Raw genomic sequence first — 25,285 nt, forward strand, 5'->3', positions numbered from 1 at the left:
GTCGGGCCAGCTCCTCTCGTCGACCCTCATGGACTACGCGATCCCGAAGACGGACGACCTGATCTCGTTCCAGAACGACCACACCCGCACGCACTCGCCGCGGACCACGCTCGGCGTCAAGGGGATCGGCGAGGCCGCGACCATCGGCTCGACGCCCGCCATCGCCAACGCGGTCATGGACGCGCTCGCCCCGCTCGGCGTCACCCACGTGGACCTGCCGCTCACGCCGCACAAGATCTGGGGCGCCATGAGCGCGGCCCGAAAGAAGTAGGCCAAAGGAGGCCACCCCCAATGGAGGTCACCCCCATGGAGGTCACCCAATGAAAGCCGCCGTCCTGTACGAAGCGAACACGCCGCTCCAGGTCGTGGACCTCGAGCAGCAGGGGCCGCAGGCGGGCGAGGCGCGCGTGCGCGTCAAGGCAGCGGGCATCTGCCACAGCGACTGGCACATCATGAATGGGGACTGGCAGGTGCCGCTGCCCATGGTCCTGGGGCACGAGGCCGCGGGCATCGTCGAGGAGGTCGGCGCCGGCGTGCTCAACGTCACGCCCGGCGACCACATCATCTTCTCCTTCAAGCCGCAGTGCGGGCACTGCCTTTACTGCTCGCTCGGGCGTTCCATCCTCTGCGACGGGCACAAGTCGGTGCGCTGGGCGATGCTCGACGGCTCCCACCGCCTCACGCGCAAGGGCCAGAACATCAACCAGATGGCGCGGATCGGCACGTTCTCCGAGTCCGTCGTCTGCCCCTCTGAGATGCTGGTGCCCATCCGCAAGGAGATGCCGTGGCCGCAGGCGGCGCTCGTCGGCTGCTGCGTGCCGACGGGCGTGGGCGCCGTCACCTCCTGCGCGCGGGTCGAGGCGGGCGCCTCGGTGCTGGTCATCGGCTGCGGCGGCGTGGGGCTCAACGTCGTCCAGGGCGCGCGGCTGGCCGGCGCCGGGATGATCGTGGCCTGCGACCTCCTCGACAGCAAGCTCGGCTACGCGAAGGAGTTCGGCGCGACCCACACCTTCAACGGCAAGCAGGACAACATCGTCGAGCGCGCGCGCGAGCTGACCCAGGGGCGCGGCGTGGACTATGCCTTCGACGCCATCGGCGGCGAGCAGACCACGCTCCAGATCCTCGACGCGATCCGCCCGGGCGGCGTGGCCGTCATCGTCGGCATGGCGGCCATGGCCGTCCGCGCCCCGATCACGCCCTATGCGATGGCGGCCCAGGAAAAGACGCTCAAGGGCACCATGTACGGCTCGATGCGGCCCTCGATCGACTTCCCGCGCCTGGTCGAGCTCTACCTCGACGGCAGGCTCAAGATCGACCAGCTCGTCAGCCGCACGTACAAGATCGAAGAGATCAACGAGGGCTTCACCGCCATGCGGACAGGCCAGGTCGCGCGCGGCGTGGTGGTCTTCAACTGAGCCGCTGATGGCCCCGCGCACCGTCTACGAGGCGCCGCGCGCGCCGGGCGCCCCGGGCGAAGAGGTCGTCACCAGCACCTGCGCGCACAACTGCGGCGGGCGCTGCGTGGTCAACGCCCACGTCAAGGACGGCCGCATCGTGCGCATCAGCACGGACCCGCGAAAGTGGACGCCCGAGCTGCCGCCGCTCACCGCCTGCGCGCGCGGCTTCGGCGCCGCGGACCGCGTCAATCACCCCGACAGGCTACGCTACCCCATGCGCCGGGTCGGGCCCAGGGGCTCGGGCGCCTACGAGCGCATCTCGTGGGACGAGGCCCTCGACCAGGTGGCAAGCCAGATGCGGCGGATCCGGGATGCGTACGGGCCTGCGGCGATCCTCGACTGCTCGCGCACGGGCAGCACCGCGGTCCTCCACAACCGCGCGGCGGTCCAGCGGCTCCTCCACCAATTCGGCGGGTGCACCGAGCTCTGGTCCAACATGTCCAACGAAGCGGAGATCTTCGCGCTCCGCCACACCTACGGCGCCAAGGCCGACTGCAAGTTCTCGGGCCGCGAGCCCGGCGACTACGTCAACTCGCGGCTCATCATCCTCTGGGGGTGGAGCCCGGCCGACGGCACCTTCGGGACCAACAACCCCCAGTACCTGCACTGGGCGCGCGAGCGCGGCGTTCGCATGGTCTCCGTCGATCCCCGCGCGACGCGGACGAGCCTGAAGATGGCCGACGTGCACGTGCCGATCCGCCCGGGGACGGATGCGGCGATGCTGATTGCGATGGCGCAGGTCATCGTCAGCGAGGGCCTGCACGACCAGGCCTTCCTCGACCGGCTGGTGCTGGGCTTCGACGAGGCCCACCTGCCCGAGGGCGCGCCGCCGAACTCGTCCTATCGCTCGTATCTCCTCGGTCTCTCGGATGGCGTGGTGAAGACGCCCGAATGGGCCGAGCCCTTGACCGGCGTCCCGGCCGCGACCATCCGCCGGCTCGCCCGCGACTACGCCACGCTCAAGCCCGCCGCGCTGCACTGCGGCTATGCGCCGGGGCGCACGGGCTACGGCGAGCAGTTCCACCGCGCCGCCTACGCGCTCGTCGCCATCACGGGGAACGTCGGCATGCCGGGCGGCAACTCAGGTTGCAGCGGGGGCGCGCGCGACCACGGCATCAAGCGGTTAGGCGCTCCGCCGAATCCAGCCAACGCGCGCGTCGCCTCGTCGCTCCTGGCCGACGTGCTCGCGCGCGGCCGGGCCGGCGGCTACCCAGCCGACATCAAGATGGTCTACTCTGCCTGTGGTGACCTGGCGAACCAGGCCCCGAACGTCAACAAGATCGTGGCGGGGCTCGAGCGCCTCGATTTCATGGTCGTCCACGACCACTTCCTCACGCCGACCGCGCGCTACGCCGACATCGTCCTGCCGGCCACGACCTTCTGGGAGCGCAACGACATCCACACGCCCTGGAGCGGCGCGGGCCACTACGCCATCTTCATGCGCCAGGCGATCAAGCCGATGTACGAGTGCCGCAACGATGTGGACATCTGCGCCGACCTCGCCGCGCGCTTGGGGCTCGACGGCTACAAGCGCATGGAGGACGTCGAGTGGCTGCGCGAGATCTGCGCGGGCACCGACGTCGACGACTTCGACGCATTCCGGGAACGGGGCCTGGCGCGGCTGCCCGCGCCGGACGAGCCCGTGGCCTTCGCCAAGGAAGTGCGCGATCCGGCACAGCACCCCTTCTCGACTCCGTCGGGGAAGATCGAGATCTACTCGACCTCCCTCGCTGCCAACCCGAACCCGTATGGGCTCGGCAGCGTCCCGCCCATCCCGACCTGGATCCCGCCTCACGACGCCGACCCGCGCTACCCGCTCGAGCTGATCTCGCCCAAGTCGCGGGCGCGCACACACTCGACCCACGACAACCAGGCGGTCCTGGCGCGCGCCGACCGGAACGATGTCTGGATCCATCCGGAAGACGCCGCCACGCGCGGCATCGCCAACGGCCAGCCGGTCCGTGTCTTCAACCAGCGCGGCGCGACCATCATCCCGGCCCGGGTCACGGACCGGATCGCGCGCGGCGTGGTCTCCATCAAGGAGGGCGCCTGGTTCACGCCCGACGCCTCCGGCGTAGACACGCGCGGGTCGGTCAACGTGGTGACCGAGGACCGCTCGTCTCCCTCCGGCGCGATGACCTACAACACCTGCCTCGTCGAGATCGCTCCCGCCTGACTCGGCGGCCCCGCGAGGAAGCGAGCATGTCCGACGACGCCGAGATCGAAGCGAAGGTCGCGGCCGCCCTCGAGGGGCTGGCGGCGGCGCACGAAGTCATCCGGATTGATCCCGGCTTCGCCGACACGGCGGCCTTCTGCGAGAAGTACGGCGTGCCGCCCGACCACTCGGGCAACACCATCATCGTCGCCTCGAAGAAGGAGCCGAAGAAGTTCTGCGCCTGCCTCGTGCTGGCGACGTCGCGGCTCGACGTCAACCACACGGTGCGCCGTTTGATGGACGTCTCGCGCGTCTCCTTCGCTACGGCGGACGAGACGAAGGAGCTCACCGGCATGATGATCGGCGGCGTGACGCTGCTGGCCCTGCCGCCCGACCTCTCGATCTACGTGGACGAGCGCATCATGGCGCTCGACTACGTCATCCTGGGAGGCGGCAGCAGGTCCTCCAAGCTCAAGCTCGCCCCCGACGTCCTGCGCCGCGTGCCTAACTTCCGCGTCGTCCCCGGCTTGGCGCTGGCCGCGTCGTGAAGATCGGCGTCAACCTGATCAACTTCGGCCCGGGCGCGACTCCCGAGGCGCTCCTCTCCTGGGCCCACCTCGTCGAGGAGCTGGGCTATCACCTGCTCATGACCTCCGACCACGTGACGATCACGCCCGATGTCGCTGGCCGCTACCCCGCGCCCTTCTACGAGCCCCTGACCCTGCTCGGCTGGCTCGCGGGCGTCACGCGCCGGCTCGAGCTCGGCACCACCGTCATCATCGTGCCGTACCGCCACCCGCTCGAGACGGCGCGCGCAACGGCGGTGGTGGACCAGCTCTGCGGCGGGCGCTTCATCTTCGGCGTCGGCGTCGGCTGGGCCAAGCAGGAATTCGAAGCGCTGGGGCTGCCGTTCGAAAAGCGGGGCGCCATGACCAACGACTACCTGCGCGCGATCGAGGCCTGCTGGACCCATGACGTTGCCTCCTACGAGGGGCGCTTCGTCCGCTTCGCCGGCGTGCACACGGCGCCGCGGCCGATGCGCGCCCCGCATCCGCCGATCTGGGTCGGCGGCGCGAGCGAGGCCGCGCTCCGCCGCGCGGTGCTCTATGGCGATGCGTGGCATCCGATCAGGATCCGCATTGACTGGCTGAGGGACACGGGGTTGCCGCGGCTGCGCGCAATCGCGGAGAAGGAAGGCCGGCCCGTGCCGGCGCTCTGTCCGCGAATCAAGTTTCAGCTCACTGACGCTCCCCTGCCCGAAGCGGAGCGTGGCGCCGGCCAGGGCAGCCTCGAGCAGGTCCGCGGAGACCTCCGCGCTCTCGAGGCCATGGGCTCCCCCTATGTTCTGCTCGACACCTACTATGACGATCCCGAGGCAACGCGGAGCCACGACCCGGCCTGGCGCCTGCTGAGAACAGCGGCGGAGCGCCTGGTCGACCTCGGGCGTGGGACAATACGCTCATGAGATGGCTCGGCGCGGCCGCGATGCTCCTGCTCGCGGCCGGTCTCGCGCGAGCCGAGGAGCGCACCATGGTTACGCTCGGAACAGCGACACCCGGCGGCGGCTTCCCGGTCTACGGCCAGGCCGTGGCCGAGACCATCAACGGGATCGACCCGTCCCTGGAAGTGAAGACGCGCAATACGAAGGGCTCGACGGAGAACGTCCCGCTCCTCGAAGCGGGGCAGCTCGACCTGGCGCTGGTCCAGGGCGAAGTCGCCCACGAGGCGCTCTCCGGGATCGGCCGCACGCCGGCGCGCCTGCTGATCCTGGCAGCCATGTACACGACGCCCGGCATGTTCGTCGCGCGTGGCGATCAGCCGTACCGCGCGATCGCCGATCTCAAGGGCAAGCCCGTCGCCTGGGGCGCCCGCGGCTCGGGGCTCGTCGTCCTCGCGCGCTACGTGCTCGACGGCATCGGCCTCGACATGGAGCGCGATTTCCAGTCGATCTACCTCGACCAGGCCGGCGACGGCCCCGCCATGGTCGTGGACGGCCGCGCGGCCGCCCTCTGGGGCGGCGGCTCGGGCTGGCCCGGCTTCACGGCCGTCGCGCGCGGCGCGCAGGGGGCGCGCTTCATCGCGCCGAGCGCGGAGGAGCGGGCGCGGATCCAGGCCAAGCACGCATTCCTCCGGACGCTGACCATCCCGGCCGGCGCCTATCCAGGCCAGGGAGAGCCCGTCGTCTCCGTCGGCTCGTGGAGCTTCATCCTCGCCCGGCCCGACGTGCCCGAGGAGACGGCGTACCGTCTCGCGCGCGCGCTTCACCGTGGCGAGCCGGTCCTCGGCGCCCGGCTGCCCCAGGCGCGCGAGACCACTGCGGCCAATACCGTCGCCGCGGCGCCACGCCCCGATCTCATCCACCCAGGCGCGCGGCGCTACTTCCGCGAAATCAACCTTCTACCCTAGAGAGGAGTTCAACATGATCTACGAGATCCGCACCTACGGCCTCCAGACCGGCAGCCTCGCCGAAGTCGAGAAGCGCTACGGTGAGGGCTACGAGCACCGGAAAAAATACTCCGAGCTCTTCGGCTTCTTCCACACCGAGATCGGGCCGCTCAACGAGATCATCCACATCTGGCAGTACGAGAGCATGGAAGAGCGGACGAAGATCCGGGCCGCGGCTGCGAAGGACGCCAACTGGCCACCCAAGATCCAGGAGTTCATCACGCGTATGAGCTCCGAGATCGTCGTGCCCTTCCCCTTCGCGCCCACGGCGAAGCCGGGCAAGCACGGGCCCTTTTACGAGTTCCGGTATTACGAGATGAAGGCGGGGACGCTGCCCGACCTGATGAAGCGCTGGGAGCCCAAGCTTCCGGGCCGCGTCGGGCTCTCGCCGCTGGCGCTGGCGGGCAACGTCGAGTTCGGCACGGCGAACAGGTTCGTGCACATCTGGCCCTATCCGAGCCTGGATGGGCGGATGGCGACGCGCAACAAGGCGCGGGCCGAGGGACTGTGGCCGCCGCCAGGCGGGGCCGGCACGCTGATCACGCAGGCGACCAAGATCTGTATGCCCTCGGCTTTCTCGCCGCTGCAGTAAGGCCGGTCCGATGGCGATCGAGGTCGATCTCTACAGCGATACGGTCACGAAACCCACGCTAGAGATGCGCCGCTTCATATGCGAAGCGGACGTGGGCGACGAGCAGAAGCACGAGGACCCGACGGTCAACCTCCTCCAGGAGATGGTCGCGGAGCTCCTCGGCAAGGAGGCGGCGCTCTTCCTGCCGTCGGGCACCATGTGCAACGAGATCGCGCTCCGCGTCCACTGCCGCCACGGCGAGGAGATGCTGGCGCACAAGACGGCGCACCCCATCCACTTCGAAGCCGGCGGCCCCGCCGCGCTGGCCGGCGTCAACGTCCAGGCCCTCGACGGCCCGCGCGGGCAGTACGACGCGGCGACGCTCGAGGCCGCCATCCGTCCCGACAATCGCCACATGCCGCGGAGCCGCCTCGCCTGGGTCGAGCAGACGTCCAACCTGGGCGGCGGCTCCATCTGGCCGCTGGACAAGGTCCGCGCCGTCACCGACGTGGCGCGCCGTCGCGGGCTCTCGACCCACGTGGACGGCGCGCGGCTCATGAACGCCGTCGTCGCCTCCGGCGTGTCCGCGCAGCAGTGGGCGGCGCCCTTCGACTCGGCGTGGATAGACTTCACCAAGGGGTTGGGAGCCCCGGTGGGTGCGGCGATCGCGGGCTCGCGCGATTTCATCGCCGAGGCGTGGCGCATCAAGCAGCAGATGGGCGGCGCCATGCGCCAGGCGGGCATCATCGCCGCGGGCGGCGTCTACGCGCTCAGGCATCACGTCAAGCGCCTGGCCGAGGACCACGCCAACGCCAAGCGTCTGGCCGAAGGGCTCGCCACGCTGCCCGGCATCGCCCTCGATCCCGCGACCGTCGAGACCAACCTCGTCTTCTTCGATCTCACGGGCGCGGTCGATGCGCCGGCGGCTGTGGAGCGGCTGCTCGCCCGCGGCGTCCGCATGGGCGCCCTCGGCCCGCGGACGATTCGCGCCGTCACCCACCTCGACGTGAGCGCCCAGGCCATCGAGCGCGCCCTGGACGCGGCCAAGGCGGTCTTTACCAAGGCGGTCTTTACCAAGGCGGTCTTTAAAGGATGAGCCGGGTGGACCGCATCCTCTTCGACCACGTCGCTATCGGCGTGCCGAAGATGGCCGACGCGGCGCTCTTTCTCTCGGGCGAGCTGGGCGGGGTGCCCGACGCCGGCCATCCCTCGGGCGTGTTCACCTGGGGCACCTACCGCTTCGAGGGCGGCGGCTCAATCGAGATCATCGAGCCCCTCGGCGCGTCGGGCTTCCTCCACCGGTTCCTCGCCGAGCGCGGCCCCGGCGTCCATCACGTCACCTTCAAGGTGCCGAACCTCGACGACGTCTGCGCGCGGGCCGAGGCAGCGGGATACGACATCGTCGGCCGCGACGATTCCGACCCGACGTGGAAGGAAGCGTTCCTTCATCCCAAGCAGGCGCTCGGCATCGTCGTCCAGTTCGCCCAACCCGGGCCGTCTCACGGCGCGGCGCGACTCTCCACGCCTCCGCCGGGAGTGCCCTCGCCTCCGCCGCCCGTGACGCTGCTGGGGCTCCGCATGCGGGCTCAGTCGCGCGAGCGCGCCGTGACCCAGTGGGGCACGGTGCTTCAGGGGATGATGGACGACGGGCCGCGGGGCAGCCTCGTCTTCAGATGGCCGGGCTCGTTCACAAGGCTTGCCGTGGAGATCGACCCGGTCCAGAATGAGAGCCCGATCGCGATCGAGTTGGCGAGCCCGCGCACGTTGGCCCTGCCTGAGGGCCCGCATCCGGCTCTGGGAGCCGTCTTCACGGAAGAGGAGGCCTGAGATGGGAATCCTGGTGGCGTCCGTCCGGGGAGACTTCGTCGCGAAGGTCAGCGGGCTCGATCTCTCGAAGCCGCTCGACGACGGCGACTTCGGCCAGGTGCGGGACGCCTTCCACCGCTACGCCGTCCTGGTCTTCGCCGAGCAGCCGCTCAGCGACGAGCAGCAGATCGCCTTCAGCGAGCGCTTCGGCCTTCTCGAGGTCAGCATCCGGAGGGACCGCCCCCGCCGGATCCAGAACCCACGCGTCTCCGACATCTCCAATGTGGACGAGAAGGACCGCGTCTTCGATCCCGACGACGAGCGCGCGATTTACAATTCGGGTAATCGCCTCTGGCACACCGACAGCTCCTTCAAGCGCGTGCCGGCCATGGCCTCATTGCTCTCCGGGCGCGAGGTGCCGCCCGAAGGCGGCGAGACGGAGTACGCCGATCTCCGCGGCGCCTGGGACGCGGTGCCGGCCGAGCGTAAGCGCGACCTCGACGAGCTCGTCGCCGAGCACAGCTTCGTCTACTCGCGCGGGCTCATCGGCTATGACCAGTTCACGGATACCGAACGGGCGGAGGTGCCTCCCGTGCCTCAGGCGGTGGTCAGGACCCATCCCGCGACGGGCCGGAAATCGCTTTATCTTGGCTCCCACGCCTCGTACATCATCGGCAGGCCGGTGGAGGAAGGACGCGCGCTGCTGAAGGAACTGCTGGAGTTCGCGACCCGGCCCCAGTTCGTCTACCGCCACGTCTGGGAGCGGCACGACCTCGTCATGTGGGACAACCGTTGCGTACTTCACCGCGGTCGCCCGTGGGACGAGAAGCACCACCGCCGCGTGATGCATCGGACCACGGTCGCCGGCGCCGGCCCCACCGTCGTGGACGGCCGCCCCATCCTCGTCGGCTAGACGCTCAGGCTTCGTAGATCCGCTTCAACTCGCCCTCGGCCCAGCGGACGGCGTCCTCGGCAGTCATCCCCTGCACCGCCTTCGCGTACATGTCGGTGATGATGTACTTGGTGTAGACGAGCGTGGCCTTGGCGCTGGGCGGCCCCGCGTAGCCGAGCGCCCGCGAGCCGCGCGCTGCCGTCTTGAAGGGGCGCATCGCCTCGTCCACCTGGCTCCACATCGGGCTTCCCTCCCAGAAGGCGTTCGCGCCCGTCGCGTAGCCGCCCTCGAGCTCGAACCACTTGGTGTACTGCTCCTTCGAATGGAGCCACTTGACGAGCTCCTTGGCGGCCTGCTGCTGCTTCGACTGCTTCATGATGGTCGTGGAGTACGTGACGTGGTAGGTCGGCGTCGGCCCGTTCGGGCCGTCGGGATAGCGGAAGTGGGCGATGTCGGGCCAGAGCGGCTGGCCTTTCTCGTCCTTGATGTCGGGCCGTCGCCGGGCGAGGATGTAGATGCTGCCGCCGTTGAGGGTCGCCGAGACCTCGCCGGAGTGGAAGGCGCGGTTGTTGGTCGTGTCGTCCCATGCGAGCCCGCCCTCGTCGCAGGCCTCCTTCCAAAACGCCGTCATCCACTTGACCGCCTCGACCGTGTTCCTGGAGTTCAGCACCACCTTCTTCCCGGTCGTGTCGGTCTCGGCGCCGCCGAAGGTCCACGTCAGCGGATAGGACCAGGTCGGTGCGTCGTTGACGGTGTGGCCGAGCGTCTGGCCGAAGGGCTTGCCCTTCTTCTTGAGCGCCGCGCCTATTCTCCGATACTCGTCGAGCGTCTTCGGCGGTTCCGCCGCGCCGACCTCGGCGAACCATGACTTGCGGTAGTTGACGAGGGCCGGCGTGATGCAGTGGGGCAGCGCGAGCCAGCGGCGGCCGTCGCGCGCGGCGGCCTCCGACTGCGTGTAGAACTTGCCCTGGTCCCGCTCCTTCCAGTCGGCGAGGTCGGACATATCCGCGAGCGCGGACGCGTACAAGTGGGGCCAGTTGTGGAGCATCTGGACGACGTCGGGGCCGGAGCCCGACTGGATGGTGGCGGTGATGCGCGTCTGGAGGTCATTCTCGTTGATGGTCTCGAACGCGATCTCCATCTTCAGCTGCCTGCCGTACTCCGCCAGCTGGCGCCTGAGCTCGGCCTCGCCCTGCGGGATGAAATCCACGCGATAGAGGAGGTGCAGGCGCGTTGTCTGGGCGTAAGCGGGCGCCCGCCGGGACGCGAGGATCCCCACCAGCCCCGCGGCGCCGCTCCTGAGAAATCCCCTCCGGTTCACCATGCCAGGATCGAGGCTCAAACCCCGTGCTCCTCCTCGGCGAACCGGATGAGCGCCAGGACCAGGGCGATCACCACGGGACCGAGGATGATGCCGATGGCGCCGAATGTCGCGAGACCGCCGATCAGGCCGAGAAGCACAGGCAGCGTCGAGATCTGTGCCCGGCCCGAGACGACCAGCGGCCGGACGATATTGTCCACCAGGGAGACCACCACCAGGCCCCAGAAGGCGAGGAAGATCGCCGCACCGAGACGCCCGTGAGCGACGAGCACAATCGCTGCGGGGACCCATATCAGGGATGAGCCCACCAGCGGGATGAGCGCCGCTAGCGCGGCCAAAACACCGAAGACGACGGGAGACGGCAGGCCCGTGAACGCGAAGCTGAGGCCGACCAGCGTGCCTTGGCACACGGCCGTGAGGAGGGTCCCCAGGGCCACTGCCCGCGTCACGGCCGAGAGGTGGCCGACCAGGTGCTCCTTCCGCTCGGCGCTCAGCGGGATCAAGGTCAGGCCGCGCGTCACCACCTGCTCGCCGTCGCGCACGAAGAAGAATAGGAGGAAGAGGGTCAGGGTCACCTCGACGATCACGCCCAGCACGCCGGCGAAGAAAGCGCCGCTAGAGGCGACGAGGAGGATCAGCAGCGACCTGGAGCCTTGGATCGCCAAGCCCTGGATCTGCTCCGGCGACACGGATACGAACCCGCTGACCCAGTGGACGAGGCGGTCGAGGGCCGGCACCAGAAAGACGTCGCTCGCCTGGGCGATCTTGTACCGGTCGGCGAGTTCCTGGAGCTTGGCGACGAGCTCCGACGCCTGGCCGGCGAAGACGACCGCGGTGACGACGGCTGGAATCAGGACGAAAAGGGCCCCCGCCAGCGTCACGAGCAAGGCCGCGAGGCCCCGGCGCCCGCGGAAGGCGCGCGTGAGCCGTCGCGTGACGGGCGCCAGGAGAAACGCGAGGAGCCCCGCCCAGAGGATGGACTCGGAGAAGGGCTTGAGGATGCTCAGGAGAGCCAGCGCCAGCAGCGCGGCCGCGGTTAGCCAGAACACCCTCCCGTAGAAGCGGCTCTCGTCCTCCTGGGTCATGTGCGGGCTACTTCAGCTTGACCTCGATGCCCTCCCCCGCGAGCGTGAACTTGATGCCTGTCTGGGTGCTGGTCAGCTCCAGCACGACGCCGTTCTGGTTCCGGAGCGCGGCGACGCTCATGCCCCCGCCGACGGCCGCGCCTGCCTGTGCGGCGGCGTAGGTGCCCGCGAAGTCCTCGAGCTTCTCGAGGTGGAAGACCTTGCCGCGGGCGCTCACCTTGGAAACGCCCACGTCCACGACGCTGAGCCCCTTGACCGAGAAGGTATGGGTCTTGCCCTGGTAGCTGAGCTTGCCGTCGCCCCAGCTGACGCCGACGCCGAGCGCGACGGACTTGCTCTCGATCGTCACGGTGCCCGAGGGCTTGTCGTCCGCCGCCGCCCTCCCGCCGAAGCACACGAGCGCCGCCGCCACGACCCAGATCCATGCACGCGCCATCGTCAATCTCCTTGCCCGGCTCAAAATTTCACGGCCGCTGGAGTGTAACACGGGGCGCGGTATAGTAGCGGGCATGGCCACCTTCCCCCTCGCCCTCGACGGCGTCCGCGTGCTCGATCTCTCCCGCGTCATCGCCGGCCCCTGGTGCGGCGCTCTCCTGGCCGACCTCGGGGCCGACGTCATCAAGGTCGAGGACACGGTTGCCGGCGACGAGTCCCGCACCTGGCCGCCCCACAAGGACGGTGAAGCCGCGGCCTATCTCCTCTTCAACCGAAACAAGCGCGGCATGACGCTCGATCTCAAGGCCCCGGAGGCGGTGGAGATCGTCAAGGCCCTGGTCGGATCGTCGGACGTCCTCATCGAGAACTTCCGCACGGGCACCATGGAGGGCTTCGGCCTCGGTTACGAGGCGCTGGCGGTGATCAACCCGCGCCTGATCTACTGCTCAGTCTCGGCCTTCGGCCGCACGGGGCCGCGCAAGGACGCGCCGGGCTACGAGGCGCTCATGCAGGCCTTCTCCGGCATCATGTCCATCACCGGCGAGCCGGGCGGCCAGCCGGTGCGCGCTGGCGTGTCCTTCCTGGATCTCTCGACGGGCATACTCTGCGCCATGGGCGTCTGCGCCGCCCTGATCCAGCGGGAGCGCACGGGGCTCGGACAGCGGGTCGACGGCTCGCTGCTCGAGACCGCGGTGAGCCTGCTGGCCTTCCACGCCGAGGGCTATCTGCTGACGGGCGCCGTCCCGACGGCGCTCGGCTCCAGCCACCCGTCGCTCTCGCCCTACCGAAACTTCAAGTGCAAGGACGGCCAGTGGATCTTCATCGCCGCGGCCAACGACCGATTCTGGCTGAAGCTCGCGGGCGCGCTCGGCCTCGACGACCTGGCGGCCGACCCACGCTTCGCGGTCAACCAGCAGCGGGTCAAGAATCGCGTCGAGCTGGAGACGCTGCTGGAGCGGGTGATCGGCGAGCGCGACCGCGAGCCCCTCTTGAAGCTCCTGGCGGAGGCCGATGTCCCCGCCACGCCCGTCAACACCGTGGCCGAGGTGATGACCGACCCGCAGACGATCGAGCGCGGTATCGTCCAGAAGGTCGAGCACCCGACGCTCGGCGAGATCCTCGTGGTCGGAACGCCGCTCAAGTTCTCGCGGATGGCGCCGGGCGTGCGTCGCGCCGCGCCGCTCCGCGGCGAGCACACCGACCAGATCCTGGCCGAGTGCGGCCTGGCGCCTTCGAGGATCCGCGAGCTGCGCGACAAGAAAGTCGTCTTGTAACGGGAGGACACCCATGTTCGGTCTCCACAAGCTCTCGATGATCGCGAAGGATGATGCGCTTCCCGGCCGCGCCGCGGCCATGCCCGTGCCCGCGGGGCATTTCGTGAGCGGCGCGCGCCTCGAGCCGCCTTTCCCCGCCGGCACGGAGCTGGCGCTCTTCGGCATGGGCTGCTTCTGGGGCGAGGAGCGTGTGTTCTGGCAGGCCGGAGGCGTCTACTCGACCTCGGTCGGCTATGCGGGGGGCTTCACGCCCAACCCGACGTACGAGGAAGTCTGCAGCGGCATGACGGGCCATGCGGAAGTCGTGCGCGTGGTCTTCGACCCGGCGGCGATTTCCTACGACAGGCTGCTCCGCCTCTTCTGGGAGGGCCACGACCCGACGCAAGGCATGCGCCAAGGCAATGACACCGGCACCCAGTACCGCTCCGCCATCTACTGCTACGGCGAGGCCCAGCTCCGAGCCGCCCAGGCGTCGAAGGACGCGTATCAGCGGGCGCTGGGCAAGGCGGGCTACAAGGCGATCACGAGCGAGATCCGCGAGGCGCCCGACTTCTACTACGCGGAGGATTACCACCAGCAGTACCTCGCGAAGAACCCGCGGGGCTACTGCGGCATCGGCGGAACGGGCGTCAGCTGCCCGGCCGGGCTCACGACGGTCTAAGAGCCGAGAATACGGTTATCTGGGCCGTACGTGGATAAGGCGGGCATCGGCCCTGTAATGCCCGCCCGTCGTGTCATTGGATCACTTCGTCCGCCCGCCCCAGCACCGACGGCGGGATCGTCAGGCCGAGGGCCTTCGCGGCCTTGAGGTTAATCACCAGTTCGAACTTCGTCGGCTGCTCCACGGGCAGGTCGCCGGGCTTGGCGCCCTTGAGAATCTTGTCCACGTAGGTAGCGGCGCGCCGATACAAATCAGCAAAGTTCGCTCCATAGGCCATAAGCCCCCCGGCATCCACACCCTCCCTCCATGGGTACACTGCCGGCAGCCGGTGCTTTGCCGCCAGGTCCACGAGGCGTCTTCGTTCATTGGCGAACATGGCGCTTCCCAACACAGTCAGAGCACCCGCGCGCGCCCTAGTCATCTCCGAGAAGGCCCGGTCGAAATCGGCGGGCCCTCGCGCCTCAACGAATTGCAGCCGCACCCCCAGCGCCCGTGCCGCGACTTCTGCTCTCTTCAGCATGTCCTTGTCCGTTCGTTCGCCGAGGGCACCGGGCTGCCAGAGGACAGCGACCCGGGTGACTCCCGGAACGGCCTGCTTGAGCTGTTCCAGATTCTTGCCGACTAGCTCCGCAATGAGGTTGGACAACCCCGTGACATTGCCGCCCGGCTTCGCAAGGCTGGTGACGACCCCGCTCGTAACCGGATCGGCAGCACCAATGAAGACAATGGGGAGGGTCCTGGTCGCTTGCTTGGCGGCAAGGGCGGCGGGTGTGCCTCCTGCGGTCACGATGACATCAACCTTGAGTGCAACCAGTTCGGCCGCAAGAATGGGGAGCCGCTCGAACTTCCCCTCGGCAGATCGGGATTCGATCACGACGTTGCGGCCCTCGACGTAACCGAGGTCACGCAGTCCTTGACGGAAGGCCTCTGGCAGGTGGGGGCTAGCGGCCAGGTTGGTCGACAGGAAGCCTATTCGAGGCACTTTGGCCGCCTGCTGGGCCTGGGCCGCAACCGGGCTGAAGAGCCCACCGAGGAGAAGGGCGATGCTGAAGGCGAGCCTCAGCCCTATCATCTCGTCTCCGGGCCTTCGAACGTATTCCCGCGGCGCTCTCGGATTGGACCCACCTCCCTCTGGTCTCGTCCTCGAAGCCTAGAGCACGTATCAGCCGCGGCGAGCGACTGCGAGCCACCGGTCTGCTCCACTGCGGGGTTAGCCGCGCGAGAAGATCTACCGGTAAGCATCGCTGCGATGTCGCACCGCACTGATGTCCACGATTCGGCCACGGTCGTCGATGGAATAGACCACGCGATATTCACCGACGCGGATTCGCCAAAGATTGTCCCCGCCTTGAAGTTTCACGCAACCCGGTGGCCTCGGATTCGAGGCCAAGGCTTCAATATGCGCGATGATCCGTCGCGCCACTTGAGCCTGCAGCCGTTCGAGCTCCCGGCGGGCCGACCGCGCAAAGACAACAGAGTACTCAGCCACGCCGACGCCGCCGAGGGCGGCCGAGGACTCGCTTCTTTACGCTCTCCAGCGATTCGCGAGGCTCAGACGCGCGCTGCTTGGCCAGGGCGCGGTGGTAGAAGTCTTCCCACAACCGCCCCTGCTTCTTGAGATCGATCTGTACCGCCGTCTTGCGGCCGGAATTGTCGACCACGAACTGAACACCTTTCACCATCGCATCTCCTTCTGCGCCGAACGCTCAGTAGCTTGAACTGCGTTATCTCACTGCGTAGTACCGTATAGCACGACGAACGAGCCCGGCCGAGTTCCGTCGGCACCCGCGTTTCCGCGAACTTGCAGGGCACGCCTTCGGCAAGGCGCGCCAGCTCGATCCGAGCCAGTCGGAAGCCGCCGATTTGATCAGCCGCCTGCACGGCTGAGGGACCACTTGAGGGTGATGGGTGTCATCATGGTCGTGACCATGACCATGATGACGACGGCCGAGAAGAGGGCGTCGTCGATGACGCCCAGCCCCTTGCCGACGCTCGCGAAGATCAGCCCGACCTCGCCGCGCGGCACCATGCCGAGGCCCACCGAAAGCCGATCGGTCTTCCCCGCCGCCAGCCCGCAGACGACCTTGCCCGCCACGGCCGCGGCCGTCAGCGCGGCGGCCATGGCGAGCGTGCCGGGCCGCGAGAAGGTCGAGAGGTTGACCTGCATACCCATCAACAGGAAGAACACGGGCGCGAAGATCTGCTCGAGCGGCGCAACGAGCGCGTGCACCGTCTCATCGCGAGCGCCGTGCGCGCCCTCCCGCACGGGGAAGTGGGTGTCGCTCACGATGAGCCCGGCCGCGAAAGCGCCGACGATGGTCGCGAGCCCGATGCGGTTGGCGAGCCAGCCCATCAGGAAGGCCAGCGTCAGCGCGAAGAGGAGCCGTGTCTGGGTCGGTTCGAGCCGGCGGAAGCCGCTCGCCAACCGCCGCGCGATGCGATCGCCCAGGAAAACCACGGCCGCCATGAAGGCTGCGGACAGCAGGCTGATCCGTGCGACTTCGCCGAGGTGGACTCCGCCCGTGGCGACGACGCCCGCCACCACGGCCAGGACGATCAGGCCGAGGACGTCGTCGATGACGGCGGCGCTCAGGATGAGCTTGGCCTCCGGGGACTGAAGCCGCCGGAGGTCCTGGAAGACTCGCGCCGTGATACCGACGCTGGTCGCCGACAGCGTCGCGCCCACGAAGAGGTGCACGGCCGTCGGCGCGGCTGGCAGCAGGAGTGAGGTCGTCAGGAACCCTGCGGCAAACGGCGCGACGATGCCGACCACAGCCACGACGAGCGCCCTTGGACCGACACCGACCAGCTCCTCGACGCTCGACTCCATGCCGACCATGAAGAGCAGAAGCGTCACGCCGAGGTTGGACAGGAGCCAGATGACGAGCGTCATGACCGCCAACTGTCCGCCCTCGGGGCCGCCCAGGGCCTCCACGACGCGAGCGCCAACCGTACCGGGCCCGAGCTTGGTAGTCGGGAAAACCTTGGTCGCCGCCTCGGCGACAGTCACGGGCGAGTTCCACGCCATCGCCACGATCTTCCCGACGTCGTCGAAGTGCATGAGCAGGACGAAGAGCGGAGCGCCCAGCCAGTAACCGACATTGCCGATGATGACACCGATCACCAGCTCGCCGAGCACAGCGGGCTGCCCGACCAGGCCGGCGGCGCGCCGGCCGATGGCAGCGGCCAGAACCACGACCGCCAGCTCCAGCAGGATGGGCGCGAAGGGATCGGCATGCCCGCCCTCGCCACTCGCGGCATGGGCAGCGCCGGTCGCGAGCAATGCGAGAACCGCGCCGGTCACCCAAACGGAGCGGCGGCAGCCGGCCCGTCGTCCGCCGATCACGCTCCGTCCGGAGCGGGTGACACGTCGGCCGCGCCCGCCGTGCGTGACTCGAACTCCTTGGGCACGGGCCGGCCCGCGTCCGTGAACGCCTTGCGGATCGCCTCGACGTTGGGACCGAAGATGGTCTTGCGGTTGGCGCGGGCCCACTCGTTCGACCCGGCGACCGTGTCGAGCGAACCCTGGAAGCGCGGCATCACATAGCGCGCGAAGAGCTCGTAGCTCTTGAGCGTCTCCTCGCGGTTCGCCCATTCATTGGCGCGGAAGAGGAGCCCGCCGAAGCCGCCGCGAGAGAGATCCACCAGCCGCTCGATACCCTTGCTCACGGTATCGGGGGTGCCGACCAGCGTCGTGCCGGCGGCGACGCCTTCACGTAGCGGGTCGTCGGCGCGGCCCGGGGGCCGCCCCAGCGTCTCCTCGAAGTACGTCACGGTCTCGTGGCGCTCGCCAGCGTGCACCTGTCTGAGCGCCAGCTCATCGTCGTCGGCGACGTGGACGTTGACGACGAGCCGCCACTTCGCGCGGTCCATGGACGTGCCGTGCTTGGCCGCGGTCTCCTCGCCGATCCGCCAGTGCTCGGCGATGGCCTCGGGACCGCCGGGCAGCCCCGCGCCCAACGAGAGGACCCCAAGGCCGTGCTTGCCCGCGCTGATCATGCCCGCGGGCGTCATCACGCTCGCCACCGCGATGGGGAAGTGCGGGTCGGTGTACGGCGCCAGGTGCAGCCGCGCGTCGCGGAGCTCGAACCAGTCGGTCTTCATGGTCACGGGCCCGTCGCAGCGCAGGAGCGCCATGATGGCGTCGAGCGCCTCGTCCATTCGCACCCGCTGGGTCGTAGCCTCGATGCCCATCATGTAGGCGTCGGAGACGAGCGCGCCGGGGCCGCAGCCGAGCATCGCGCGCCCGCGCGTCATGTGGTCGAGCTGGACGAAGCGCTGGGCGACCAGGAAGGGATGGTGGTAGGGCAGGCTCGTGACGCCGGAGCCCAGCATGATGTGGCGCGTGCGCTCGGCGGCCGCGGCGATCATGATCTCGGGTGAGGCGATCAGCTCCCACCCCGCCGAGTGGTGCTCGCCGATCCAGACCTCGTCGAAGCCCAGGTGATCAAGCCACTCGATCAGCTCCATGTCGCGGTCGATCGCCAGCGTCGGGTTCTCCCCCACCCGGTGAAAGGGAGCCAGGAAGATGCCGAACTTCATGCCGCGGTGAGCCATGGGGTCTCCATGAAATCGGGGGACGCGAGCGTCAGCGGGCGAGCGACATCTCGGACACGATGAGGCGGTAGTCGGCGCGCGGCTTGAAGGAGACGCGGCGGCTCACGCCGTACACGACGATCTCCTGGAAAAGCTCGACCGAGGGTTTCTCATCGTGAAAGATCGCGGTCGCCTCCGCGTAGAGCGCCTTGCGCTTTTTGGGGTCGAGCGAATAGCGCGCCTGCTCCATCAGATCGTGGAAGCGCTGGCCCGGCTGGCTGCCGACCCAATACTTCCCGTTGAAACCCGTCGGGTGGAAGATGCGCCAGAGGCTGCCGTCCGCGTCGAGGAGCGTGGACTGCGGATTGCCGAGGAAGAGGCCCCCGGGCGGAACCGCGCGGTCGTTATTCATGCGCTGGCGGGCACCCATCTCCATCATCTCGATGCGCCCGCGGATCCCCACCTTGCTCCACATGTCCACGATGGCCTCAATGAGCGCCTTGTCGTTGACCATGGTGCCGTTGCCGAAATACAGGGCCACGTCGATGCCGCCGGGGTAGCCCGCCTGGGCCAGGAGCGCGCGGGCCTTGGCCGGGTCGTACGGGTACGGCTTGAGCGCTGGGTTGTAGCCGAAGTCGGTGTCGACGAGCCCGCCGCTATACGGTTTACCCATTCCCGCGTACAGGTTCTTGATGAGGGCGGGGACGTCGAGAGCATAGGCCAGGGCCTGGCGCACGCGCTTGTCGGAGAGCGGCGGCTGGGTCGAATTGGTCGACAGCGCGACGACGCGGGTCGCCGGGACCGTCACGATCTTCGTCAGCCGCCCCTCGGCGATGCCCTTCATGCGGTCCGGCGGCACGTTGGTGATGATGTCGACGTCGCCCTTCTCGAGCGCGACGATGCGTGGAAACTCGTCGGGGATCGGCTTCCAGATCACGCGCTCGACGGACGGCGCCTTCCCCTCCCACCCCCACCAGTCGTGATTGGCCTGCATGACGAGCCGCTCGTCCTTGACCCATTCGACGAAGCGGTAGGCGCCGGTGCCCACGGCGCGCCGGGCCAGCTCCTTGACGCCGTCGTCCGTGATGAGCCGCGCAGGCAGGATCTGGGAGCCCATCTGGGCCATGCGCACAGGCATGAGCGGATCGGGCTTTTTCGTGAGGATACGGGTCGTCAGCGGGTTCACGACCTGCACCGCCTCGATCGTGGTGAAGCCGGGAGTGACCACGGTCTTGCCGGTCTGCATGTTGCGCTCGAACGTGGCCTTGACGTCCTCGGCGGTGAACGGCGCGCCGTCGTGGAACTTGACGCCGGGACGCAGCGTGAACTCCCAGGTCGTCTCGTTGACCGCCTTCCAGGAGGTCGCGAGCCCGGGCTGCAGCTGGAGCGCCGTATCCCAGCGGGTCAGCGTGTCATAGAGGTTGACGAAGTAATTGACCGTCAGGACCTGGGTCGACCGCCCCGGGTCCATGGTGGTCGCCTCGGCGGGCTGGGAGATGACGATTTGGCTGGGCTGGGCAGCGCCCGGAGAGGCGGCGGCGAGCAGGAGGACAGTGGCAAGGCATGGGGCGAGGCAGGCGGCACGCATCAAGCGGCAGTGTACAGCCGCGGATGGCCGCCTGGCAACGGCCCGGAAGGCCCCGTCAAAGGCCCTTGCCCGAAGAGCCCGTGGGGTCTATCCTCAGAGCCCATTCACTTTCGGGCCGCGCCCGCAGCGTCCAGCCACACCGCTCACTAACGGAGGCTCCGATGACCAATGCGCCGGTAGCCAGCTACAGCCTGATCGTCAGGATCCGCATCGTCAACACCCCCGGCATGCTCGGCAAGGTGACGTCCGCCATCGGCGCCGAGGGCGGCGACATCGGCGCCATCGACATCGTCGAGGTGGGGCGCGAGGTCACCCGCGACATCAGCTTCAAGGCCAGCGACGAGGCCCACGGCCAGCGCATCACCGACCGTATCCGCGGCATCGAGGGCGTCACCGTCGTCCACGTCTCCGACCGCACCTTCCTGATGCACCTGGGCGGCAAGATCGAGGTGCGGGGCCGTGTGGCGGTCAAGACGCGCGACGACCTGTCCATGGCCTACACGCCCGGCGTCGCGCGCGTGTGCATGGCCATTCACCACGACCCGGAGAAGGCCTACACGCTGACGATCAAGCAGAACACCGTCGCCGTGGTCTCGGACGGGTCGGCCGTGCTCGGGCTGGGAGACATCGGGCCCAACGGCGCGCAGCCGGTCATGGAAGGAAAGGCGCTCATCTTCAAGGAGTTCGCCGGCGTGGACGCCTTCCCGCTCTGCCTCAATACCAAGAACGTGGACGAGATCGTGATGATCGTGAAGGCCATCGCGCCCGTCTTCGGAGGCATCAACCTCGAGGACATCTCCGCGCCGCGCTGCTTCGAGATCGAGGAGCGACTCCAGCGCGACCTCGACATCCCCGTCTTCCACGACGACCAGCACGGCACCGCGGTCGTCGTCCTCGCCGCGCTCATCAACGCGCTCAAGGTCGTCGGCAAGAAGCTCCCCGACGTGCGCATCGTCTTCACCGGCGCGGGCGCGTCCGGCATCGCCACGGCCAAGCTCCTCATGCTCGAGGGCGCGCGCCACATCGTCGGCTGCGACCGCGCGGGCGCGATCTACCGCGGCCGCAAGGACAACATGAACCCGATGAAGCAGTGGTTCGCCGAGCACACGAACCCCGAGGGGCTCCACGGCTCGGCGGGCGAGGCGCTCAAGGGCGCGGATGTCTTCATCGGGCTCTCCGGCCCCGGTGTCGTCTCGCTCAAGGACATTCAGACGATGAACCGTGACCCGGTCGTCTTCGCCATGGCCAACCCGACGCCCGAGATCATGCCCGAGGAGGCCGGCCCCTTCGTGCGCGTCATGGCCACGGGCCGCTCCGACTATCCGAACCAGATCAACAACTCCTGCTGCTTCCCCGGCTTCTTCCGCGGCCTGCTCGACGTGCGGGCGCGCAGCGTCAACGACGAGATGAAGCTGGCGGCCGCGCACGCCCTCGCGGGCATCGTGGCCGATAGCGAGGTCAGCGAGGAGTACATCACGCCGTCCATGTTCGACCCGCGCGTGGTGCCCACCGTGGCCGCTGCGGTGGCCGACGCCGCGGTGCGGACGGGCGTGGCGCGCAAGACCGGCCGCAAGTAGGGCGAGGCTCCGGCGACGAGGAAGTAAAGGCAGGGCAGAAGTAGGCCGGCAGCGCAATCGCTTCCGAGAAGCGGAGGGCCTCGTGGCCACCACGACGTGCTGCTTGGTCCGGCCCGACACGTACCGCGACTCGGTCGAGCTGATGCGCGTGGCCGCCCTGGTCGAGAAGGTGCGCGGGGTGAGCCGCGCCGCGCTCATGATGGCGACGCCGGCCAACCGCGAGCTGCTCTCCGGCGCGGGGCTCCTTGACGCCACGGGCGCGGCCGCCGGGCCCAACGACCTGGTCGTGGCGGTCGCCGCGGCGGACCGCGCGGCGGGCGAGCGTGCGCTCACCGAGGCGGCCCGTCTCCTCGACGAGCAGGCCGCCGTGTCAGTGCCCTCGGGCGACAAGCCGGCCCCGCTCAGCATCTGGGAGGCCGTGGCCGAGTGCCCACGGGCGAATCTCGCCATCATCTCGACGCCGGGCGCCTACGCGACCGCGGAGGCGCTCAAGGCGCTCAAGCGCGGGCTCCACGTCTTCATCTTCAGCGACAACGTCCCCGTTGCCGACGAGGTCGAGCTGAAGCGGCTGGCCGCGAAGAAGAAGCTTCTCGTCATGGGCCCGGACTGCGGCACCGCCATCCTCGACGGCGTGCCGCTCGGCTTCGCCAATGCCGTGCGGCGCGGCTCCATCGGGCTCGTCGGCGCTTCCGGCACGGGGCTCCAGCAGGTCAGCTGCCTCATCGACCGTCTGGGCGAGGGCTGCTCGCAGGTGATCGGCGTCGGCGGCCACGACCTCGACGAGCGTGTGGGCGGTCTCATGATGCAGGAAGGCATCGAGCGCCTCGCGGCGGATCCCGGGACGCGCGTCATCGTCCTGGTCTCCAAGCCCCCCGCCCCCGCCGTCGCCCGCCGCGTCCTCGACGTCGCCCGCAAGTCGGGCAAGCCCGTCGTCGTCAACTTTCTCGGCGGCGACCCCGCGGCCATCCGCGGGGCCGGCGCGATCCCCGCCGCCACGCTCGAAGACGCTGCGCGCGCGGCCGTCGCGCTCGCGCGGGGCAAGAAGGCCTCCACCGCGCCGCTCGCGGTGGCTCCGAAGCTCGCCGCCGCGGGGCGGGCCAAGGCGCGGCGCTTCGGCAAGGGCCAGTCTCTCGTGCGCGGCCTCTACAGCGGCGGCACGCTGTGCCAAGAGGCGGCGCTGATCCTCGACGAGGCCGGCGGCCACGGGCACACGACCATCGACTTGGGCGACGACGAGTTCACCGTCGGCCGCCCGCACCCGATGATCGACTTCAGGCTGCGCAACGAGCGCATCCTGGCGACGGCCAAGGATGACGCCACGGCGGTCATCCTGCTGGATGTCGTCCTGGGCTACGGCGCCCACCCGGATCCGGCCGGCGCGCTCGTCCCGGCCATCGAGGGCGCGATCAAGGCGGCGGCCAAGCGCCGGCGCGGCCTCGCCTTCGTCGCCTCCGTCTGCGGCACTCCCGCCGATCCTCAGGGCTTGGCGCGCCAGGAGACGCGGCTCGCGGCCGCCGGGGTGCTCCTGGCGCCGAGCAATGCCCAAGCCGCGCGGCTGGCGGCCTCCCTGGTCGGCCATCGCCGGCCCGCGCGCCATCGCCGGCCCGCGCAAAGGAAGAGCTGAGCCGATGCCGGCGCCGAAACCGAAGACCCCGGCCAAATCCGCGCCCCTCTTCGACGGGGGCATCCGCGCGCTCAACGTCGGCGTCGCGGAGTTCGCGCTCTCCCCGCGCGCTCACGGCGCCAGCGTACTCGAGCTCGACTGGCGCCCGCCTGCGGGCGGCGACCGCGACTTCGGCCTCCTGCTGGCGCGTCTCGAAGACGACCCCGACGATCCCATCGGCTCGCGCGTCGCCGCCGCGAACAAGCAGGCCATCGAGCGCATCCTGGCCGCCAAGCCCATGCTCGTGGACATCGGGCGCGCCGCCGACAACCTGAAGGGCCTCGGCCCGCGCCACCTCCTCCACGCCGGCCCCCCCATCGCGTGGGCGCGCATGTGCGGCCCCATGCGCGGAGCCGTCATCGGCGCCATCCTCTACGAGGGCTGGGCCGACGCGCCGGACGCCGCGGAGCGGTTGGCCGCCGGAGGCGACGTGACATTCGCCCCCTGCCATCATTTCGGCGCCGTCGGGCCGATGGCCGGCATTCTCTCGCCGTCCATGCCCGTCGTCATCGTCGAGAACGCGCCGGGCGGCACCCGCGCCTTCGCGACGCTCAACGAGGGGATGGGCAAGGTCCTGCGCTTCGGGGCCTACAGCCAGGAAGTCCTCGACCGCCTGCGTTGGATGAACGAATCGCTGGCGCCTGCGCTCGGCCAGGCGCTCCGCGCCCGCGGGCCGGTGGACCTCAAGAACCTGACGGCGCAGGCGCTCCAGATGGGCGACGAGTGCCACAACCGGAATGTGGCGGCGACCTCGCTCTTCGCCCGGCTGATCGCGCCGGCCCTCGTGCGCACCGCCCCAGCCGACGTCGCGGCGCGCGTGCTCGAGTTTCTCGAGGCCAACAACCACTTCTACCTGAACCTCTCGATGGCGGCCTCCAAGGCGACGATGGACGCGGCGCACGGCATCGAGGGCTCGACCGTGGTGACCGCGATGGCGCGAAACGGCGTCGAGGTCGGCGTCCGCATGAGCGGCACGGGGGACGCGTGGTTCACGGCCCCGGCCCCGGTGCCCGACGGCCTCTACTTTCCCGGCTACGGTCCCGCGGATGCCAACCCCGACCTCGGCGACAGCGCCATCACGGAGACCGCCGGCCTCGGCGGCCTCGCAATGGCGGCCGCGCCCGCCATCGTACGCTTCATCGGCGGCGCCGCCGAGGACGCCATCGTGACCACGAAGCGCATGTACACGATCACGCTGGCGCGAAACAACGACTTCGGCATCCCGGCGCTGGGCTTCACGGGCACGCCGACCGGCATCGACGCGCGCCGCGTGGTGGACAGCGGCGTCCAGCCGGTGTTCAACACGGGCATCGCCCACCGCGAGGCGGGCATCGGCCAGATCGGCGCCGGCATCGCCAAGGCGCCGCTCGCCTGCTTCGCGGGCGCGCTCCGCGAGCTCGGCCGCCGCCTCAAGGTCGCGACATGATGTCGGTCAAGCTTGCGGTCAACGGCACGCTGATGCGGGGGCTCGAGCTCAATCCCAACATGATCGACGCGGGCGCGACCTTCGTGCGGGAGGCCGCGACGGCGCCAGCGTACAGGCTTTGGTCCATCAACGACCGCCACCCCGCGATGATCCGCGTCGCCTCGGGCGGCGTGTCGGTGGCCGTGGAGGTGTGGGCCGTGTCCCCGGAGGGCTTAGCTCAGATCCTCACGCAGGAGCCGCCCGGCCTCTGCATCAGCAAGGTCAAGCTCGCTGACGGCGAAGAAGTACTTGGCGTACTCGGCGAACCGCTCCTCTCCGAGGGGCAGCGCGAGATCACGCAGCACGGCGGCTGGCGCGCCTACGTCGCCTCGAAGAAGAAATAAGAGCCGACGT

25 protein-coding genes are annotated in these 25,285 nt (G+C 69.3%); 16 read left to right on the plus strand and 9 right to left on the minus strand.

What is annotated here, in order from left to right:
* The 10 genes from VGV06_15175 to VGV06_15220 form a co-directional block, all read left to right on the plus strand.
* The coding region (locus tag VGV06_15175; protein ID HEV2056488.1) for a xanthine dehydrogenase family protein molybdopterin-binding subunit at positions 1–271 on the plus strand (271 nt) is incomplete at its 5' end.
* A 49-nt stretch (positions 272–320) separates the two neighbouring features.
* The gene (locus tag VGV06_15180) at positions 321–1,415 is read left to right on the plus strand and encodes a Zn-dependent alcohol dehydrogenase (GenBank protein ID HEV2056489.1); all 1,095 of its coding nucleotides are present in this window, start codon (positions 321–323) and stop codon (positions 1,413–1,415) included.
* Positions 1,416–1,422: 7 nt separating this feature from the next.
* Positions 1,423–3,633, plus strand: a complete 2,211-nt coding sequence (locus VGV06_15185) for a molybdopterin-dependent oxidoreductase (protein ID HEV2056490.1) — start codon at positions 1,423–1,425, stop codon at positions 3,631–3,633.
* A gap of 26 nt (positions 3,634–3,659) precedes the next feature.
* Positions 3,660–4,160: a YbaK/EbsC family protein gene (locus tag VGV06_15190; protein HEV2056491.1), complete on the plus strand. Its 501-nt coding sequence runs from the start codon at positions 3,660–3,662 to the stop codon at positions 4,158–4,160.
* Positions 4,157–5,077: a TIGR03619 family F420-dependent LLM class oxidoreductase gene (locus VGV06_15195; GenBank protein HEV2056492.1), complete on the plus strand. Its 921-nt coding sequence runs from the start codon at positions 4,157–4,159 to the stop codon at positions 5,075–5,077. Before VGV06_15190 ends, VGV06_15195 begins: the two co-directional genes overlap by 4 nt.
* The gene (locus VGV06_15200) at positions 5,074–6,018 is read left to right on the plus strand and encodes a TAXI family TRAP transporter solute-binding subunit (GenBank protein ID HEV2056493.1); all 945 of its coding nucleotides are present in this window, start codon (positions 5,074–5,076) and stop codon (positions 6,016–6,018) included. The genes VGV06_15195 and VGV06_15200 overlap by 4 nt, the downstream gene beginning before the upstream one ends.
* Before the next feature lie 13 nt (positions 6,019–6,031).
* Positions 6,032–6,649: an NIPSNAP family protein gene (locus tag VGV06_15205; protein ID HEV2056494.1), complete on the plus strand. Its 618-nt coding sequence runs from the start codon at positions 6,032–6,034 to the stop codon at positions 6,647–6,649.
* Positions 6,650–6,659: 10 nt separating this feature from the next.
* Positions 6,660–7,724, plus strand: coding sequence for a GntG family PLP-dependent aldolase (locus VGV06_15210; protein ID HEV2056495.1), 1,065 nt, complete (start codon positions 6,660–6,662; stop codon positions 7,722–7,724).
* 5 nt (positions 7,725–7,729) lie between these two features.
* Positions 7,730–8,455, plus strand: coding sequence for a VOC family protein (locus tag VGV06_15215; protein HEV2056496.1), 726 nt, complete (start codon positions 7,730–7,732; stop codon positions 8,453–8,455).
* 1 nt (position 8,456) lies between these two features.
* Positions 8,457–9,347, plus strand: a complete 891-nt coding sequence (locus tag VGV06_15220) for a TauD/TfdA family dioxygenase (GenBank protein HEV2056497.1) — start codon at positions 8,457–8,459, stop codon at positions 9,345–9,347.
* A gap of 4 nt (positions 9,348–9,351) precedes the next feature.
* Here the strand turns inward: VGV06_15220 and VGV06_15225 are convergent, their stop codons facing one another.
* Genes VGV06_15225 through VGV06_15235 form a run of 3 tightly spaced genes read right to left on the minus strand, consistent with a single transcriptional unit; the run spans position 9,352 to position 12,168 of the window.
* On the minus strand, positions 9,352–10,668 hold the full coding sequence (locus VGV06_15225) for an extracellular solute-binding protein (protein ID HEV2056498.1): 1,317 nt from the start codon (positions 10,666–10,668) through the stop codon (positions 9,352–9,354).
* Entirely contained in the window at positions 10,665–11,732 is a 1,068-nt protein-coding gene (locus tag VGV06_15230; GenBank protein HEV2056499.1) for an AI-2E family transporter, read from the minus strand. The genes VGV06_15225 and VGV06_15230 overlap by 4 nt, the downstream gene beginning before the upstream one ends.
* Before the next feature lie 7 nt (positions 11,733–11,739).
* On the minus strand, positions 11,740–12,168 hold the full coding sequence (locus VGV06_15235) for a DUF1134 domain-containing protein (GenBank protein ID HEV2056500.1): 429 nt from the start codon (positions 12,166–12,168) through the stop codon (positions 11,740–11,742).
* Positions 12,169–12,241: 73 nt separating this feature from the next.
* Here VGV06_15235 and VGV06_15240 point away from each other — a divergent pair, with 73 nt between their 5' ends.
* A complete protein-coding gene (locus VGV06_15240; GenBank protein HEV2056501.1) occupies positions 12,242–13,441 on the plus strand; it encodes a CoA transferase in 1,200 nt (399 codons plus the stop codon).
* A 13-nt stretch (positions 13,442–13,454) separates the two neighbouring features.
* Entirely contained in the window at positions 13,455–14,102 is a 648-nt protein-coding gene (msrA, locus tag VGV06_15245; GenBank protein ID HEV2056502.1) for a peptide-methionine (S)-S-oxide reductase MsrA, read from the plus strand.
* 73 nt (positions 14,103–14,175) lie between these two features.
* Here the strand turns inward: msrA and VGV06_15250 are convergent, their stop codons facing one another.
* The 6 genes from VGV06_15250 to VGV06_15275 all read right to left on the minus strand — a co-directional run bounded on the left by VGV06_15250 (position 14,176) and on the right by VGV06_15275 (position 20,109).
* The gene (locus tag VGV06_15250) at positions 14,176–15,084 is read right to left on the minus strand and encodes an ABC transporter substrate-binding protein (GenBank protein HEV2056503.1); all 909 of its coding nucleotides are present in this window, start codon (positions 15,082–15,084) and stop codon (positions 14,176–14,178) included.
* 246 nt (positions 15,085–15,330) lie between these two features.
* Positions 15,331–15,591, minus strand: coding sequence for a type II toxin-antitoxin system RelE/ParE family toxin (locus tag VGV06_15255; GenBank protein HEV2056504.1), 261 nt, complete (start codon positions 15,589–15,591; stop codon positions 15,331–15,333).
* Complete coding sequence (locus VGV06_15260) at positions 15,584–15,781, minus strand: hypothetical protein (protein ID HEV2056505.1); 198 nt, start codon at positions 15,779–15,781, stop codon at positions 15,584–15,586. Before VGV06_15260 ends, VGV06_15255 begins: the two co-directional genes overlap by 8 nt.
* A 188-nt stretch (positions 15,782–15,969) precedes the next feature.
* Positions 15,970–17,448: a cation:proton antiporter gene (locus VGV06_15265; protein HEV2056506.1), complete on the minus strand. Its 1,479-nt coding sequence runs from the start codon at positions 17,446–17,448 to the stop codon at positions 15,970–15,972.
* Positions 17,445–18,659, minus strand: coding sequence for an LLM class flavin-dependent oxidoreductase (locus VGV06_15270; protein HEV2056507.1), 1,215 nt, complete (start codon positions 18,657–18,659; stop codon positions 17,445–17,447). Before VGV06_15270 ends, VGV06_15265 begins: the two co-directional genes overlap by 4 nt.
* Before the next feature lie 31 nt (positions 18,660–18,690).
* On the minus strand, positions 18,691–20,109 hold the full coding sequence (locus VGV06_15275; protein HEV2056508.1) for an ABC transporter substrate-binding protein: 1,419 nt from the start codon (positions 20,107–20,109) through the stop codon (positions 18,691–18,693).
* Between the two features lie 278 nt (positions 20,110–20,387).
* Here VGV06_15275 and VGV06_15280 point away from each other — a divergent pair, with 278 nt between their 5' ends.
* The 4 genes from VGV06_15280 (at position 20,388) to VGV06_15295 (ending at position 25,275) form a co-directional block, all read left to right on the plus strand.
* A complete protein-coding gene (locus tag VGV06_15280) occupies positions 20,388–21,803 on the plus strand; it encodes a malic enzyme-like NAD(P)-binding protein (protein HEV2056509.1) in 1,416 nt (471 codons plus the stop codon).
* Positions 21,804–21,885: 82 nt separating this feature from the next.
* Positions 21,886–23,427: an acyl-CoA synthetase FdrA gene (fdrA, locus tag VGV06_15285; protein HEV2056510.1), complete on the plus strand. Its 1,542-nt coding sequence runs from the start codon at positions 21,886–21,888 to the stop codon at positions 23,425–23,427.
* A 4-nt stretch (positions 23,428–23,431) separates the two neighbouring features.
* Positions 23,432–24,892, plus strand: a complete 1,461-nt coding sequence (locus VGV06_15290) for a DUF1116 domain-containing protein (protein HEV2056511.1) — start codon at positions 23,432–23,434, stop codon at positions 24,890–24,892.
* Complete coding sequence (locus VGV06_15295; protein HEV2056512.1) at positions 24,889–25,275, plus strand: gamma-glutamylcyclotransferase; 387 nt, start codon at positions 24,889–24,891, stop codon at positions 25,273–25,275. The genes VGV06_15290 and VGV06_15295 overlap by 4 nt, the downstream gene beginning before the upstream one ends.
* Positions 25,276–25,285: the final 10 nt, after the last annotated feature.

It is taken from the genome of Candidatus Methylomirabilota bacterium (assembly GCA_035936835.1).
Classification (GTDB): domain Bacteria; phylum Methylomirabilota; class Methylomirabilia; order Rokubacteriales; family CSP1-6; genus AR37.